The 15,693-nt window shown below is 43.9% G+C and carries 11 protein-coding genes; 6 read left to right on the forward strand and 5 right to left on the reverse strand.

The window, feature by feature from the left end; genetic code table 11:
- Nucleotides 1-407: 407 nt before the first annotated feature.
- The 6 genes from H6G86_RS26115 (at nucleotide 408) to H6G86_RS26140 (ending at nucleotide 7,121) form a co-directional block, all read left to right on the forward strand.
- Nucleotides 408-572: a hypothetical protein gene (locus H6G86_RS26115; RefSeq protein ID WP_190936754.1), complete on the forward strand. Its 165-nt coding sequence runs from the start codon at nucleotides 408-410 to the stop codon at nucleotides 570-572.
- Nucleotides 573-635: 63 nt separating this feature from the next.
- Nucleotides 636-1,202: an HPF/RaiA family ribosome-associated protein gene (locus H6G86_RS26120; protein ID WP_190936755.1), complete on the forward strand. Its 567-nt coding sequence runs from the start codon at nucleotides 636-638 to the stop codon at nucleotides 1,200-1,202.
- A gap of 283 nt (nucleotides 1,203-1,485) precedes the next feature.
- Nucleotides 1,486-1,968 (forward strand): Hsp20/alpha crystallin family protein, encoded by a 483-nt coding sequence (locus tag H6G86_RS26125; RefSeq protein WP_190936756.1) that lies wholly within the window; start codon nucleotides 1,486-1,488, stop codon nucleotides 1,966-1,968.
- A 179-nt stretch (nucleotides 1,969-2,147) separates the two neighbouring features.
- The gene (locus tag H6G86_RS26130) at nucleotides 2,148-3,176 is read left to right on the forward strand and encodes a CapA family protein (protein WP_190936757.1); all 1,029 of its coding nucleotides are present in this window, start codon (nucleotides 2,148-2,150) and stop codon (nucleotides 3,174-3,176) included.
- Nucleotides 3,177-3,193: 17 nt separating this feature from the next.
- A complete protein-coding gene (locus tag H6G86_RS26135) occupies nucleotides 3,194-4,360 on the forward strand; it encodes a baeRF7 domain-containing protein (RefSeq protein ID WP_190936758.1) in 1,167 nt (388 codons plus the stop codon).
- 10 nt (nucleotides 4,361-4,370) lie between these two features.
- Complete coding sequence (locus H6G86_RS26140; RefSeq protein ID WP_190936759.1) at nucleotides 4,371-7,121, forward strand: UPF0182 family membrane protein; 2,751 nt, start codon at nucleotides 4,371-4,373, stop codon at nucleotides 7,119-7,121.
- A 265-nt stretch (nucleotides 7,122-7,386) separates the two neighbouring features.
- Here H6G86_RS26140 and H6G86_RS26145 read toward each other — a convergent pair whose 3' ends face one another.
- From H6G86_RS26145 to H6G86_RS26165, 5 genes are all read right to left on the reverse strand, one after another.
- Nucleotides 7,387-9,600, reverse strand: coding sequence for a chemotaxis protein CheA (locus H6G86_RS26145; RefSeq protein WP_190936760.1), 2,214 nt, complete (start codon nucleotides 9,598-9,600; stop codon nucleotides 7,387-7,389).
- A gap of 168 nt (nucleotides 9,601-9,768) precedes the next feature.
- The gene (locus H6G86_RS26150) at nucleotides 9,769-11,019 is read right to left on the reverse strand and encodes a GAF domain-containing protein (protein ID WP_190936761.1); all 1,251 of its coding nucleotides are present in this window, start codon (nucleotides 11,017-11,019) and stop codon (nucleotides 9,769-9,771) included.
- Between the two features lie 29 nt (nucleotides 11,020-11,048).
- On the reverse strand, nucleotides 11,049-12,074 hold the full coding sequence (locus H6G86_RS26155; protein WP_190936762.1) for a chemotaxis protein CheW: 1,026 nt from the start codon (nucleotides 12,072-12,074) through the stop codon (nucleotides 11,049-11,051).
- 55 nt (nucleotides 12,075-12,129) lie between these two features.
- Nucleotides 12,130-12,357 (reverse strand): four helix bundle protein, encoded by a 228-nt coding sequence (locus H6G86_RS40020; RefSeq protein WP_369009470.1) that lies wholly within the window; start codon nucleotides 12,355-12,357, stop codon nucleotides 12,130-12,132.
- Between the two features lie 191 nt (nucleotides 12,358-12,548).
- A complete protein-coding gene (locus tag H6G86_RS26165; protein ID WP_190936763.1) occupies nucleotides 12,549-15,683 on the reverse strand; it encodes a hybrid sensor histidine kinase/response regulator in 3,135 nt (1,044 codons plus the stop codon).
- Nucleotides 15,684-15,693 lie beyond the last annotated feature (10 nt).

The raw sequence follows: 15,693 nt of genomic DNA on the forward strand, positions 1-15,693 counted from the left end.
ATGCTAAAAGAAAAATTTGAAGAACTTGTGAGGTAGTTTTGCTTTCCTCACAACTTTCTCAAATTTGTTACCTAACCTAAAAGATATCTGGTAAGCGGCGGTCAGTTAATGGCTACTATTGTATGCAATCGCCCTCTGGTATGAGAATCTTGCTCAAATCAGTGATGCTGCAATTCATGAACTTTTGACACAGCAATTTGAAGTTAGTTCTTAAAGAGATTGTATATACTTTTTTATCGTTTCTTCGCTGGTATGGACTTTTAGAGAAATAATAGAAATTGAAGGTGAAAGTTAATAATTCAAGTTCAAAATTATCAGATACATTGAGTACTGAGTTGTAATTGCTGCTATATATGTTGCAGATATAACGATTTTTCCTTCCTGATTTAGTGTGGGAGGTGAGTAGAATGACCATTACAGCCACTCAACCAAAATCGCAGGTAGAAAAGGTAATTAAGAAAAAACAGTTATCTCAACATTCAACAGATATTGGTACTCCTCAAGTTCCCCTCCGTCAACTCCCAGTAAAACAAGAGCATGAGTTGTTATGTGATTGGGAAAACGCATCTTAATTAGCACCTTGCCTGAGCAATCTCTCAATCCAGGTAAGAGATACTTGAGAAATAGGAGAACACATGATAATCCCACTACAAATCACCTTTCACAACATTCCACCATCAGAAGCAGTAGAAGCAAAAATTCGCTCCTTAGTTGATAAACTAGAGCATTTTTATAACCGGATTACGAGCTGTCGAGTCATAGTTGATGCCCCACATCGACATCACCGTAATGGTAAACTTTACCAGGTGCGAATTGACATCACTGTGCCAACAGGGGAAATCGTTGTCAGACGTGACCCACCTGAACATCAATCCCACGAGGATATTTATGTAGCAATTCGTGATGCTTTTGATGCAGCCAAGCGCAAACTGCAAGACCACACCAGTATGCTGCGTCAGGAAACCAAGACTCACGCAGAACAGCCTCATGGACGAATTGCGTCGTTGTTCTCTGATGAAGGCTACGGTTTTATCGAAACACCTGATGGTAGCGAAGTTTATTTTCACCGCAACAGTCTATTCAATGGTGATTTTGAGCAGTTGCAGGTGGGAGATGAAGTTCGTTTTGCAGAGGAAGAAGGTGATCAAGGACTGCAAGCTAGTACTGTTAGATTGATTGGTAAACATCACCTACAAGGTTGAGGCTGTTGATTCAAACCACTTTTTGAATAGTCTAGGAAGCATCAACCACTTCCTCACAAGTTCCTCAAATTTTCCTTTTAACCTCAAGATAGTAGGAGAGTCTTTACTTGTTAAGCTGTTTCACATAAGTGTTGACTTTTAACTGTTAGTGATTTGTGTTTTAGCTTAATCTCCTATTCCTGGTAGCTTGCTATATCCAGATCATACTGAAGTGAAAGCTGCAAGGATAGCAATCAAGATGAAATATCAAGTTTTAAATTACACATGATTGGAGGCAACGATTATGGCAATTACTCGTTGGGAACCTTTGCAAGAAATTGAACGTTGGGAACCTTTTCATTGGGAGCCTATGCGGGAAATTGAACATCTGCAAAGACGGATGAACCACATATTTGAACGGATGTTCCCCAGTGGCAATGGCGGAGTCTCTGCACTCAACTTTATACCCTCCGCCGAAATGGAGGAAACTGCTGATGCAGTTCGCCTCAGACTAGAAATTCCGGGGCTGGAATCTAAAGATTTGAATGTGGAGGTGACAGAAGAATCTGTTTCGATCAGTGGCGATCGCAAATCAGAAACCACGACAGAAGAAAAAGGCATAGTCCGCTCTGAATTCCGTTATGGCAAATTTGAGCGACTTATTCCACTACCTGCACACGTTCAAAACGACAAAGCGCAAGCCGAATACAAAAACGGCATTCTTATCCTTACCATCCCGAAAGTTGAAGGGGAAAAGAAAAAATCCGTCAAGATTAACGTTGCTTAGTCTGTTGTAAAAGCAAAGGGACAGATAGGGGAGAAGTAAAAAATCTTTAACTCAAAACTCAGTCATAAATTTGTAGTTAATTGTTCAGGGAAGTACTCTGCGTTTAAATACGAATTGATGTAAACGTTAAAAACTTACTTCATCCCCTTCCTGATAAAAAACTTTATTCGCCAGAGCCTATGGCAAAGTCCGTCACTTTAGCATTTATCGGTGATGTCATGCTGGGTCGGGGTGTCAACGAAGAGATTCCCCGGAGGTCAGCAGAGTCTTTTTGGGGAGATGTTTTGCCGATTTTGCGCGGTGCGGATGCTGTCATCGCTAATTTGGAATGTGCCATTACTCAAAATACTCAAGAGTGTAGGAGAACGCCAAAAGTTTTTCACTTTCGCGCTGACCCCGCCGCAGTAGAAGTACTTCGTGCTGCTAATATTCAGTGTGTCAATCTCGCCAACAACCACATCCTTGACTTTGATGACCAGGGTTTACTAGATACGCTGAAATATCTTGATGCGGTGGGGATTCACCATGCTGGGGCGGGGCGGGATATCAGTCAGGCTACAACTCCCGTCATCATGGATATTGCAGGTTTGCGTGTTGGTATCATTGCCCTCACAGATAACGAGCCTGATTGTGCGGCGACTAAAGATTCTCCAGGGACTAATTATCTAGAAATTAGTCCCAATTTGTTAACTCTATCACTGATAGAATCTGCGATCGCTCAGTTACGTCAAGCTGGGGCAGAGTTAATTATCTTCTCTGCTCACTGGGGGCCGAATATGGTCATCTCACCGCCGCTTCACTTTCGCCAGTTTGCTCGCGCACTCGTGGATAGGGGTGTAGATATCTTTCACGGTCATTCTGCTCACCTTTTCCAAGGTGTAGAACAGTACAAACAGGGGTTAATCCTTTATGACACAGGGGATTTTCTGGATGATTATGCAGTTGATCCTGTGTTGCGTAATGATTGGTCTTTTGTGTTTCTGGTGGAAGTGAGCGATCACGGCTTATATAAGTTGCGTTTGATACCTGTATTTTTAAGTTATACGCGAGTTGACCTAGCTAAAGGCGGAGAATTTACTGCTATCTGTCAGCGTATGCAATTTCTTTGTACAAATTTCAATACCAATATCATACAAACAACAGAAGGATTAGAAGTCAACTTGGAAGTTGGGAAAAACACCACTATCAGTTCTACCCCTTCTCTGTAAACACAGGAGGTAAATTAATGAAATTACTCTCTCTTGCAGAACTCGAAACACTAGCAAAACAACCTAGAGAAGTCTGTGTATCGATTTTTATCCCAACTTGCCATGCTGGGATAGACACGCAACAAAACCCAATCCGGTTTAAGAACTTAATTCGAGAAGCTGAAGAACGCTTGATTGAGCATGGTTGGCATTCTGAAGATGCAAAAAACTTACTCGAACCAGTCAGAGAGCTAGATGAGTATGAATTTTGGCAACATCAAAGTAATGGTTTAGCAGTCTTCTGCTCACAAGATTTTTTCCAATATTACTCTCTACCTATAGATTTTGCAGAACTAGTATCTGTAAGTAACCATTTTTACCTTAAACCTCTATTCCCCTTATTCCAGAGCGATGGACATTTCTATATCCTGGCTCTCAGCCATAATCTGATTCGGCTATTAGAAGGCACTCACCATCATATTGAAGAGATTGATTTAACTGGTGTACTACCAAGTCTGGAAGAAGTACTACGGTTTGAAGAACCAGAACGGCAAACCCCTTCGCATACAGGCACTCCAGGCGCAACAGGTGGACGAAGCGCCGCTCCTGGTGGAGTCACGGTATTTCACGGTCATGGTGCTGGTGATGAAGATGAGAAGAAAAACCTCAGCATATACTTCCATCGGGTCAATGAAGCGTTGCAGGAGTTACTCAAAGCAGAACACGCTCCCTTAGTGCTGACTGGAGTAGAGTATCTTTTGCCGATTTACCGAGAAGCAAATACTTATCCTGATCTCGTGGATGCTGGAATAACAGGTAATCCAGAACTACTATCACCAGAAGAATTACACGCCCAAGCTTGGGAAATAGTAGAACCATTATTTTTGCAAGCACAGCAAGACGCAATAAATCAATACAGGAAACTGCTAGGAACTGGAAAAGCTTCCAGCCAAATTACGGAAACTATTCCGGCTGCTTGTCAGGGACGGGTTGACAAGTTAATTGTTGCCCTCGGTCAACAGCAGTGGGGTACTTTTGACTCAGATACCCAAACAGTTCAGGTACATCCCGACGCAGAACCCAACGACGAGGAATTATTAGATTTCGCTGCAACTCAAACTATTTTAAATGGCGGTATTGTCTATGCAGTTGAGTCGGCAAAGATGCCAGATAATACACCATTAGCTGCGGTATTTCGCTATTGATAGGTAAATTATGAACCTTAAGCAGAGAGGCATTCTAATAATCATCTTGATTGTAATTGTTGGTTTGTCTTTATCCAAAACACTAGTGCATATTTTGACCGAAGCATGGTGGTTTGATACTGTTGGTTTTTCCGAAGTATTTTGGACAAGGTTGACTTGGCAAATCCTTATCTGGATTGTCACCTTTGCGTTCTACACCATGTTTCTCTGGAGAAACTATCAGATTGCGATACACCATACGCGGCATAGTTCCTTTCACTTGTTTGAAGACAGCGCATTGGCAGACTATACCGATAAATTTATCAATTTCTTCGCTTTAGCGTTGATTTTGTTTATTGGGTTTGGTGCAGCGAGTGCTAGTATCCCAATGTGGGAAATTATTCTTAAGTATCTGCATCCTACTAGTTTTGGTAATAGCGATCCGATATTTCAACAAGATATTAGCTTTTATGTCTTCCAGTTACCGCTTTACGAAGCGATTTGGAACTGGTTGTTATTTGCTTTTCTCTGGGGGCTAATAGTATCTATTCTGGTTTATTTTCTCAAAGGCAGTTTTACACTACGGTGGCGTAACGGACGAAATACCCTAAATGGCACAGCGAAAAGCCATTTAAGTTGGCTATTTGCAGCTATCGCTGGATTAGTAGCTGTTGATTTCTGGCTGAAACGTTACAGCCTACTTTACTCAACTAATGGTGTTGTGTATGGTGCTGGTTACACTGATGTCCATGCGCAATTATTTGCTTATTGGGTGACAAGTATCATTGCGTTAGTAGTTGCCGTTCTGTTGGTTCTCTCAATGAGGCGAAGAAGTTATGCTGTACCAATGTTGGGGATTGTACTATTTTTCATAGCTTTCGTGTTACTCAACGGTGTTTACCCTTTGTTTGTGCAACAATTCATCGTTGAACCCAACGAATTAACTAAAGAAAAGTACTATATCGCCAACAATATCAAATTCACCCAAAATGCCTATCATTTGCATGATGTACAACGGCAAAACTATACAGCCGCAGCCCAATTAAATCGCCAAGTTTTGCAGTCGAACCAGCCAACCATCCGCAACATTCGCTTATGGGACTATCGCCCGCTTCTCAGTACCTACCGCCAAATTCAGGAGATTCGACTTTATTACCAATTTCATAGCGTGGATGTAGACCGCTATACCGTGAATGGCAATTATCAACAGGTGATGCTATCAGGAAGGGAACTGGCTTATTCTCAGTTACCCCAAGAAGCAAAAACTTGGGTTAACCAACGCTTGAAGTATACCCACGGCTACGGTTTGGTGATGAGTCCAGTTAACCAAGTTACCTCTGATGGTTTACCCCAACTATATATCAAAGATATTCCTCCTGTTTCTGGGGTGAATCAACAGATAAACCAACCAGCAATTTATTATGGAGAAAAAACCGATAACTATATTTTTACTGGGACAAAAACCCAAGAGTTTGACTATCCTTTAGGGGATGGGAATGCTTATACTACTTACAACGGTAAAGGTGGCGTACCCATACCAACGATATGGCAAAGGTTAGCTTATGCTTACGACTTGGGTAGCATTCAGATATTAATTTCTAATTACTTTCATCAACAATCACGTATCCATTACTACCGATTGCTTCAGGAAAGGGTGAGTCACGTTGCACCATTTCTGCATTTGGATAGCGACCCCTACTTAGTGATAATTAATGGTAGATTACAGTGGATTGTGGATGCTTATACAGTGAGCGATCGCTATCCCTATTCTGAACCAGTAGCTCAGACTCAAAAAGCTGCCGAAATTCTCAATGGCAGAAATCTTGAACAATTTTTACACCGCGATATCAACTATATCCGTAACTCAGTTAAAGTATTAGTTGATGCTTACGACGGCACGATGCAGTTTTTTATAGTTGATGAAACTGACCCCGTACTCCGTACCTACCAAAAGATTTTTCCTCACCTATTTACACCCAACTCTGGAATTCCATCTGAAGTAAAAGCGCATTTTCGCTATCCCCAAGACCTTTTCAAAATTCAGGCACAGATGTATCTTGTCTACCACATGAACGACCCAGAATTGTTCTACAACCGGGAAGACTTGTGGCGCTTACCCATCGAAACCTATGAAGGCAATGAACATATCATGCAGCCTTACTACATGATTATGCGCTTACCAGGAGCAGCGAAGGAAGAATTTATTCAGATTTTACCGTTCACCCCTGCCAACAAAGACAACATGATTGCCTGGATGGCGGCACGTTCCAATAGTAAGGAGTACGGTAAGTTACTACTGTACGAGTTTCCCAAACAAAAACTTATCTTTGGCCCTCGACAAATTGAAGCGCGAATTGACCAAGAACCCCAAATTTCCCAGCAGTTTACTTTATGGAGTCAAGCAGGTTCTAAAGTAATTCGTGGAGATTTGTTAGTGATTCCGATTGACCAGTCTTTACTCTACGTTGAACCAGTATATTTGCGAGCAGAACAGGGTGAGTTACCGGAACTGAAACGGGTAATTGTTGCCTATGATAAAGCTGTGGTGATGGAAGAAACTTTAGAACAATCTCTAGCAGTAATCTTTGGTGGCGTTCAAGAACAGAAGCAAGTACCCAGTCATATCAAGGGAGAAGTTCTAAACCTGGCTAAATCTGCATTGACAACTTATCAAAAAGCGCATGAAGCACTGCGGCAAGGAAATTGGGCTGAGTATGGACGTTACCAGCAAGAGTTGGAGGATATTTTGCAGAAGTTGAATCAGAATAGTAATACTCAGTAAACCAAAAAGTTTTTCCTCTAGTAGTTCGCCAACCCAAAATTGCTGGGTGGAGGTCGGCGCTTGTGCAGGGGAGCAGAGGAGAGGCAAATAGCAAGTTCTTTCCCCTCTGCCCCTCTGCTAACCACCTTTGCATTGTTTCCTTGGCAGACTACTAGAGCGATCGTTAATCCAGCTTACGTACTTTAAAGTAGTATATACTACTAAATACACAATTAATCCTTATGCTGCTGTGAAAGGTTTCAAAAAATTTCGGCAGGTATTGAGTTCAAGTTAGAGATTTTGTGAGAAGATGACCATCCAAAACCAGGCTAAGTTGACCATTGGCAAGAATGCTAGTTCCTTGGATATAAGCAGGAACAGGGATTGCTTCACCCAGAGGATGGATCGCAGAAGATTGTTTGCCGATGATGCAATCTACTTCTAAAGCACATCGTTTGTCTAAGTAACGAAATACTAATAAAGGCTTATCCTGCTTGAAAGCATTTAGTGTGTCTGTGCTGTAAGTAGTAACTGAGGTGGGAAGCTGGTTAGGACAAGTCAGCAGATCAGTCAATAAGTGGATAGGGACGAGCATTTCTGTTGTTAGATGCTCGTCAGCGCAACCAAGGAAGCCACTGGTGCCAGAAGACTGCAAAAATAACATGCGTCCCGCTTGAGTTTGGATAATTTGTTCGGACTGGGATAGACAAATCTGCTCTACAGAATCGGCAATAAATGCATAGACTCTGGAGTTAGCTTGACAGACGATAAGTTGAGCAATTTTTTGATCGAGGGGAATTTGGAGCGAGAAGGCTGTACCATGTCCAGCTTTAGACTTCAATACTATTCTTCCCTGAATAGCTGTTAATTGCTTGCAAACTTCAGTTAATTCTGCTCCTAACTCTAAGGCAGCGCGATCGCATAAAACAGATGAAACCTCTGGTTCAAGTACCAGTTCTTGTAAAATATCCCCTGGTTTTGTCAGGGCGAGTCCTTGGGCTGAAGCTTGTTGATAGATTTGAGATAAGTTAAGTCCTGCGCCATCATCACAGCCATCAATAATCAGTTGATTTCCTTGCTGATAAACTTGAATTTCGATGATACCGCTGCTATTTTTACCTAGCTGTTGGCGTGTTTGGCTAGACTCAATACTTTGCTCTAGTAAATAGCAACTTATATGTAACAGGAGAGCATGGAGGCGATCGCTAAGTGCCCGATCGACTTGGATATCGCTAATTTGTAAATGTAGTCTAGCAGACTTATCTTGTAGAGCTTGTAATTGAGACCAAAGCCGATGCAACGGTTCTAAGGCTACTTTTAAAGGAATAGTTGTAACTTTTTTGACTAAATTGGCAGAATGGTTAAGTAACTTTTGCTGCTGTATCAGTTCTTGTTTGAGTTGATGATGATTATTATTCAGCGAATCAACAGTTGATGCCACCTGAGACGCTTCAGCCAAAACAGATTGCAGAGTACTGTATAATTGCTGAGAACGAGAAGCAGCTAGAGGAGAAAGGGTATCTGAAATTGCTGCTAAACGTCCTGACCATTCCTGTAGGTTATCGAGCAGGTGTTGTAATCGTTGAACTTGTCGGAGCAACCGCCCGATCGTATGTTGCTGTTGTTCTTCTTGACAGGCTTGCTGATTATACGTAGTTAATAATGTTGCAATTAGCGCGTTTAGTTGTTCGAGATGCTTAATATTGATGGGTGTGGCGGTTGGAATACTTGTTGCAAGAATGGTAGAAATCGATTCTTGCAAAGAGAGTGGATGGCGATCGCGAACAGATTTAACTAGGGATGCTTCAGTAGGCAGGGAAAAATCCCCCAACCAAGCATGAAAATCTTCTTCCCCATACTCCTCCGGGTTTGCTAGTTTCCCTACATTGATGGGAAGTTGCTCGGTATCTACGCGAACAAGGCTGCCAGACTGGCGGCTAGTTTCATCTATTAGTTCCCTGTCAAGACTTTCCTTGTCTTGAACGATAACTTGCTCCGCAGAAGATTCTACCTTGGCCAAGCGATCGCCAAATTGAATAACTGGTTGATATTCCTGCGGTTGCTCTATCGATGTCTCAAGGTTTGTTTCCTGGGAATCGCCAAACTCTGCTTGTAGACGAGCAACAATGGCAGACATCCGCTCCAGAATTTCTACTTCGTCAATTTGCGAGGCTGTTAAAAATGCCATCAATAGCATCTGTAGGCAATCTAATCCTTCCGACAACAGGGAGGCAATTGGGGCGTTGACAGTTGCCCGATACTGATGCAGAAGCTGAAAAATCTCTTCTAGTGCAGCCGCAACTATGGCAATGGCATCTAACTCAGCTGCTATGGCAATCGAATGCAGAGAGCGAGCAGCTTCCATGAGAGCCAAAGCTGTACCAGGGTTACTGTCTTTTGTATAGTTAGGCAACTCCTGTTCCAAGAACAGTAACAGATCGATCGCTTCTTCTAGAAAGCGATCGTCGTTCTGCGGTTGGGGGACAAAATCGGTACTCATGAAAACAACTCTCAGTTTCTATGGGGTTTGTGACAATTCTATGGCTTCGACATTAGACTTCTTGCAGAAGTGGGGAAAAGGGTAAAGGGTAAAGGGGAAAGGGCTAATAAAAACCCTTTTCCCTTTAACCTTTTCCCTTTCCCCCCTATGAGCAAAAGTTACTTTTGCTCATAGGTCTATTGATTTGAGGGTACAAGCAGCGATGTCGGCGATCGCTCTAAATTGCTCGTGGATTTGCGCGATTGACTCCAGCCCAGCACTGATTTGGCGATCGCACGGTTCGATAGCAGAAGCAACATCTCCTGCTGCCACCTGTAGTTCCTGGAACCATTCCTCTATATTTAGCGTGCTGTCGCGGGCTTGACGGGCGAGAATTTCCACCTGTTCGGCAGCAGCTAGCAAACCTCGTTCCTGCTCACTAGCTTTTGTTGCTTCAATGGCTGTATTCAGGGACAAAACCTGAATTTTGGTACTCAAGCCTTCCACAAGATGAACAAAGCCAGAAGCTTGCTGGCAAAATTCACCAAGGTATTGTAGCTGTTTATTAGTAATAGCAACAGTATCTTGAATAGACATTAAATGCTCGTTGGCAAGCTCGGTGATTCTTACTCCTTCTTGTACGGACTGGCTCACCTGCTGAAATGGCACTAGTAACTGTGAGCGATCGCCGGATTCAGCCTTTTGCTGTTTAGCAGGTGGAGCTATTATTTCAGCCCAGCGCAAGTTAATTGTCAACATCATTCCTACTTGTTGTAGCAAACTGCGCTCTGCTTCTTGCCATTGTCGGGGTTGAAGGCAATGATGAATAACTAACAAACCCCAAGGCTGTTGTTTGACAATCAAGGGCAAGCACAGGCTAGCTTGCACTTGAAAGCGTTGCCAAAATTGCTGTTGGCGCGGAGTTAATTCTAATACTTCAGTGAGGTTGTTGAGCAAGTTTTGTCCGTCGCCAGCATTGGTAGTAACAAATACATTTATCGGTAGGGATTGGTTGAGCAGGGATGTCCAACCTGCTTGTATAGCTTCAGCGATCGCTCGACTGCGATTATCTTCCTCAAAACGATAAATCAGGACGCGATCGGCGTTGAGAACATCTCGAAGGGCGGTGACTGTAACCTCCAAAAGTGCAGTTTGACCTTTTGCCTGTTGCATTTGCCGATCGATGGCCGCAAGTTGTTCTCGCTGGAGCTGAAAAGCCCCTTGAACATTTTGATCATTGTCACTGGGCGAATCCTTAGCCAAAGCTTGGATAAAAGCTTCGATTTGACTTACCTTCTGCTGCAATTGAGCGACCTTTGGCCCCTTAGCAGATTGAAAGACTGCTTTGATTACAGCCACATTAGCTAAAATTTCTTCTATCTGGATTTCATTTTCAACAGGCTGGATTTCAGAATTAGGGTCTAAGGTTGCGATCGTCACAGAAAACTCCTTGGCAGCATCAAGTTAAATCAGTGGGTTTGCCATTGCAATGTCTGGGCGATCGCTCTGGTGTCTAAAATCCAGCGATCGTCTGGCAGAATACCTCGAACAAAATTTAGCAGTTTGTTTGGGGAAAAGTCGGTTGGTGCCGATTGTGCTTGCTGTAAATCCTGCCACTCTACATCGTAGACATGAGCCACCAAAAACCCGACTACCTGATTTTGCAATTCGAGAACCAGAACCATTGGCTTTTCTGGTCGTGACTGCCGCTTCAAAAGTGGCGCATAACCAAGCAAATGCTCCAAGTCAACCAGCCGCAGCATCTGTCCTTGCCAATTATAGAAACCTAAAATCCAAGTTGGTAAGGCCGGGGCTGGAGAAATTTCTTGGCTAGCGAGATCAATAATGTCAACTATTGAGTCAAATGGTAGCAATCCACTTCCTTGATTCCCCAAGGGAAAACGAAGAAATCTTTGCCGTTGTTCGCCTGATGTCAATCCAGGAGCCAAGGTTGGGGTTGTTCCGGGCAGCCCCAACTTATCAGCCAATATCTGGCTCATGCCTAGAAGAAGTACTTTGAGTGGTTCCTCGTTTGGTGCTACAGGCAAAACAGCCATGTGGCTCACACAGCTTAACTCCGCCACTTGCCGATAAGACCACGGCACCGGACGCACAGCTTCCAAAGGAATATCAATTAAGGCGGGGGGCTTGTTCACAGGAATGCCACAAATTTCCCCAGTCCGGGTTTGAGTCAGAAGTAAGAAGCGCCCTGAAGTGTCAACCGCAGAGAGAACTTGATCCGCCTGTTGGCCTTGTACTTGCTGAATGAACTTCTGGCGCAAGTCCACAATTGTGATCGTTTGCGCTCCCAAATCAACCATCCCGATACCACTTTCAACCGTACTGCTAATAGGAGGACAAGCCATCACCTTGAGAACTGCACCAACTGGCAGGGCAAATAAATAGTCTGCGATCGCAAAAACAACGACTCGTAATGAGTCGCGCTCGCTCACAGCACCAGATAATCGCTTAAACGGAAAGGGAGTGTTAAGCATAAATACTAATTCGTAATTTGTAATTCATGAAGAAGGGGAAAGGGGAAAGATTTTATTATTTTGATGACTGATTTATAGATTGAATTTGATTAGATAGCATACGGCTCAACTCCATAGCTTGATTAGAAAGTTGTGTATAAGTTGGTTGGTCTAGATAGCCTACTTCTAACGCTACTCTTAAAAGACTGCGAACTTCACCAGCAGACCCTTTAGCAATATTTAGAAAGTTTAAGTATTCTTTGCGAGAATATCGTTCAAATCCTTCTGCAATATTTGTAGGTATTGATACGGATGCACGTCTTAACTGATCTCTTAAACCAAAGTTTCGTCTCTACTCAGTTCACCTTCCTTAGTCCTTAAGTATATTTGCTTAACTAAGTCAATACCTTTTTGCCATACTTTTAAATCCTCAAAAGTTTCAATTTTTTTCCTTTCCATTCCTTCCCTTCCCCGTTCCCCTTTACCCTTTCCCCTTTACCCATTAACCAGTTCAGCGATCGCCGCGAGGAAGTTCTGTTCTGAATAGGGTTTGGTCAGGTAAGCTTTCGCCCCTAGAGCTAAAGCTAATTGGCGGTGCTTCTGTCCGCTACGAGTAGTCAGCATCACCACAGGAATGCCGGACAAACGCTCGTCTTGGCGATGGTGTTCTAAAAACTCAAATCCATTCATACGGGGCATTTCAATGTCACAAATCACTAAATCAACATCACTGTGTTGCACCAATTGAGCGATCGCCTCTCGACCATCGCCTGCTTGCAACACTTGATAATCGGCTTTCTGGAGCGTCTGCACCAAACTTTGTCTTTGTACAACCGAATCTTCCACCACTAACACCATCAGTCGGTTAGGTTGAGCAACGGCTGTATTGACTTCCATCGGCTGTTGCTGCGGTTGCGTAGTTAGCTCGGATTGCTGCCCCTCTAGAGTAAGAACAGGCTCAGGCGCAGGCAATAGCTTAGTTGTAAGACTTGATGTCGGGGAAGTCGGCATCATATCTGTCTCCCAGGTTTGCCGAACTAACTCCAACGGGTCAACGATTAGGGTAAGACTACCATTGCCCAACACGCTGTAGCCTTGGATGTAACTAGGTAAAGTCAGGACTCTGCCGAGGGATTTAATTACTAATTCCTGCTCAACTAAAATCTGATCGACTTGCAAACACAGGTATTGATGCTCTGTTTCCAATAGCAGCAGAGGTTCGACGGTGTTCCGTTGTTTGACTGGAAAAGGACTGAGGTTTAAATTGTGGTCTTGGGTGAATAAAGGGTATTTGTAATCCAGCAAATTTGCAAGCGAGCAGATGGGAACTAGTTGCAGACTTTGCCCTTCTCCCCACTGCCAGAATTTTTGGCTGCCTTGCCCGTGTAAAGATTGCTGAACTTGAATCTGCTCTGGCTGCGGTAATAAAACCTGGCTAACTCCTTCAGACAGTAAGCCATAGGTAATACCTTGAGATTGACAAACGAGCAGGCGTGCCGTTGTCAAGCTCAGAGGCAATTGCAAGGTAAAGGTGGTTCCCTGCCCTGAAAGCGATCGCACCACAATCGAACCTTGTAAAGCTTGCAATTGAGTGCGAACGACATCTAAGCCGATACCACGACCAGATAACTCACCAACCTGCTTGGCGGTAGAAAAGCCTGGTTCAAATAATAAATCTGCCAGTTGGTCTTCTGAGGCGTAGGCGGCTTGTTCGGGAGTCAGCAGGTGTTTTTCTATACCGCGCTGACGAATGGATTCCCAGTTAAAGCCTTGACCATCATCCCGTACCTCAATAGTAGTGCGGTTGCCTTGATGATAGGCTTTAATTGTAATCGTTCCGGTTTCTGGTTTACCCTGCTGGCGGCGGATTTCTATCGGTTCAATGCCGTGATCGAAGGCATTGCGAATCATGTGCAGCAAGGGATCGTACAGCTGCTCAGAAATGGCTTTATCCACCAGTACCTTCGTACCGCCAAGCTTGAGTTCAACAGGTTTATGATAAGTTGCTACCATCTGTTGCAGCAGCCGGGGTAATCGATTCAACACTGTTCCCAGTGGAACCATTCTGGCTTGCAGCAAATCTTCCTGCGCTCCTGAAAGCAGTTGCTTGCGCTTTCCGAGACTGAAGCGAGATTGCTGAACTAAGCCATTAACAGCCTCAATCCGTTCTCCTAATTGCACCATGTCTTCTGTAAGATTTTGCAGGAGAATGTGCAACTCGCTATAGTTATCCATTTCTAAGGCATCAAAATTGGATTGTGCCTCGGTAGCAGAGATAACTCGTGGAGAGCCATATATATGTCGCTGCTTGCGTTCAGGAAGCAGCAGATGTCGATCCGACCAAGTAAAAACTTTACTAAGTTGTTGTTGACAGTACAAAAACTGTAGTAGAGTGTCCTGGGCTGCTTTGTGGATGTGGTTAGATTGCAGGTTTTGTTGGTTTTCGCTGATTAGCAATTCCCCAATTGTATGGCTGAGGCGATCGAGCTGTTCTATCGCTACTCGGATACTGGGAAGTGATGCCGATGACTGAGCCTGGAGGCTTGGTGCTGGTTGTGGAGAGGCTGGCCGATCTGAGTCTGAGTATCGGCAGGATGTCTGTGGATCTCCGATCCAAATTGACTGTAAAATCCGATCTATGGCAGAGGGGGCTACTACCGAATCCTGAGAAATAGGTGCCAGTACCTCCGGTGTTTTCGGTAGGGAGTTATCAGTCCGCCTCGGAAAAAACGACCAAATTGATTCCGCTTCGCTGGCACTGAGGAGAGGGGATGGCTTATTCTCAGTTGTAGTCGTTTGTGTTGGTTGGGCAGCGATCGCAACTGGTTGCCCTTGCGGTTCTAGGACAGGAGTAGTTAGTTCTGCCCATTTTCGCAATTGTGGAAATATCTCTCCCCCTTGAATGCGATCGCCTGCCAGTACTGCTACTTGAGCCGCTTTAAAATTTTCTAAAGCCACCTGAGCGATTTGCAGTACTTTCTCTGGATGTGCTTTGAGCGCGTTTAGGGTCGCCTGGGCAATTTCTTCCAATCCAGATAAGCCATAAGATGCTGCGAGTTCGACAAAAAATTCTGCTTGGGAGTTGAGTGTTGTTTGAATTTGTTGCGGATCTTGGCTTTGGATGTCAGCTTCCAGTTGTTGCAAATCCTGGAGTACACTCCCGGAAAAGATTGACTCTACGACATCAAAGCCAAGTTCTTCCGAACTGGGAAGCGGAGCCTCACGACCAAAAAAGTCGCCTAGTTTATGTTGGAGTTGGGCAAAGATTGAGGCAGTTCGATCGAGTATTTCTGCCTCATTGCAGGATAAGCCCATCAAGGCTGCACTCAATGGAGTTCGCAGGCACTCATAAGCATCTAGAAGCAAAGCACCCAATTCTGGATCGATTTCCAATTCTGGAGCGTATAACGCCTGGAAAACATCTTCCAAATGATGGGCAATTGTCTGAATAGTTTCTTGCCCAACACTGGCAGCACTCCCTTTGATAGTATGGGCGCTTCGCATCAACGCATGAACTTTTTCTATTGTTTTTTCATCAAGTAGACCGATCAGATTCTGCTCAATGGTTTGCAATAACTCTGCCGCTTCCGCAAGAAAAGCCTGCTCTTGATTATTGGGATCGAGGTTCATAACACGTTTT

It is taken from the genome of Nostoc sp. FACHB-133, assembly GCF_014698055.1.
Taxonomy (GTDB): domain Bacteria; phylum Cyanobacteriota; class Cyanobacteriia; order Cyanobacteriales; family Nostocaceae; genus Nostoc.

Excerpts from the sequence above, each read along its gene's own strand:
- H6G86_RS26135 (WP_190936758.1), top strand. The coding sequence starts at position 3,194 with ATGAAATTACTCTCTCTTGCAGAACTCGAAACACTAGCAAAACAACCT.
- H6G86_RS26120 (WP_190936755.1), top strand. The coding sequence starts at position 636 with ATGATAATCCCACTACAAATCACCTTTCACAACATTCCACCATCAGAA.
- H6G86_RS26115 (WP_190936754.1), top strand. The coding sequence starts at position 408 with ATGACCATTACAGCCACTCAACCAAAATCGCAGGTAGAAAAGGTAATT.
- H6G86_RS26145 (WP_190936760.1), bottom strand. The coding sequence starts at position 9,600 with ATGAGTACCGATTTTGTCCCCCAACCGCAGAACGACGATCGCTTTCTA.
- H6G86_RS26165 (WP_190936763.1), bottom strand. The coding sequence starts at position 15,683 with ATGAACCTCGATCCCAATAATCAAGAGCAGGCTTTTCTTGCGGAAGCG.
- H6G86_RS26125 (WP_190936756.1), top strand. The coding sequence starts at position 1,486 with ATGGCAATTACTCGTTGGGAACCTTTGCAAGAAATTGAACGTTGGGAA.
- H6G86_RS26155 (WP_190936762.1), bottom strand. The coding sequence starts at position 12,074 with ATGCTTAACACTCCCTTTCCGTTTAAGCGATTATCTGGTGCTGTGAGC.
- H6G86_RS26130 (WP_190936757.1), top strand. The coding sequence starts at position 2,148 with ATGGCAAAGTCCGTCACTTTAGCATTTATCGGTGATGTCATGCTGGGT.
- H6G86_RS26140 (WP_190936759.1), top strand. The coding sequence starts at position 4,371 with ATGAACCTTAAGCAGAGAGGCATTCTAATAATCATCTTGATTGTAATT.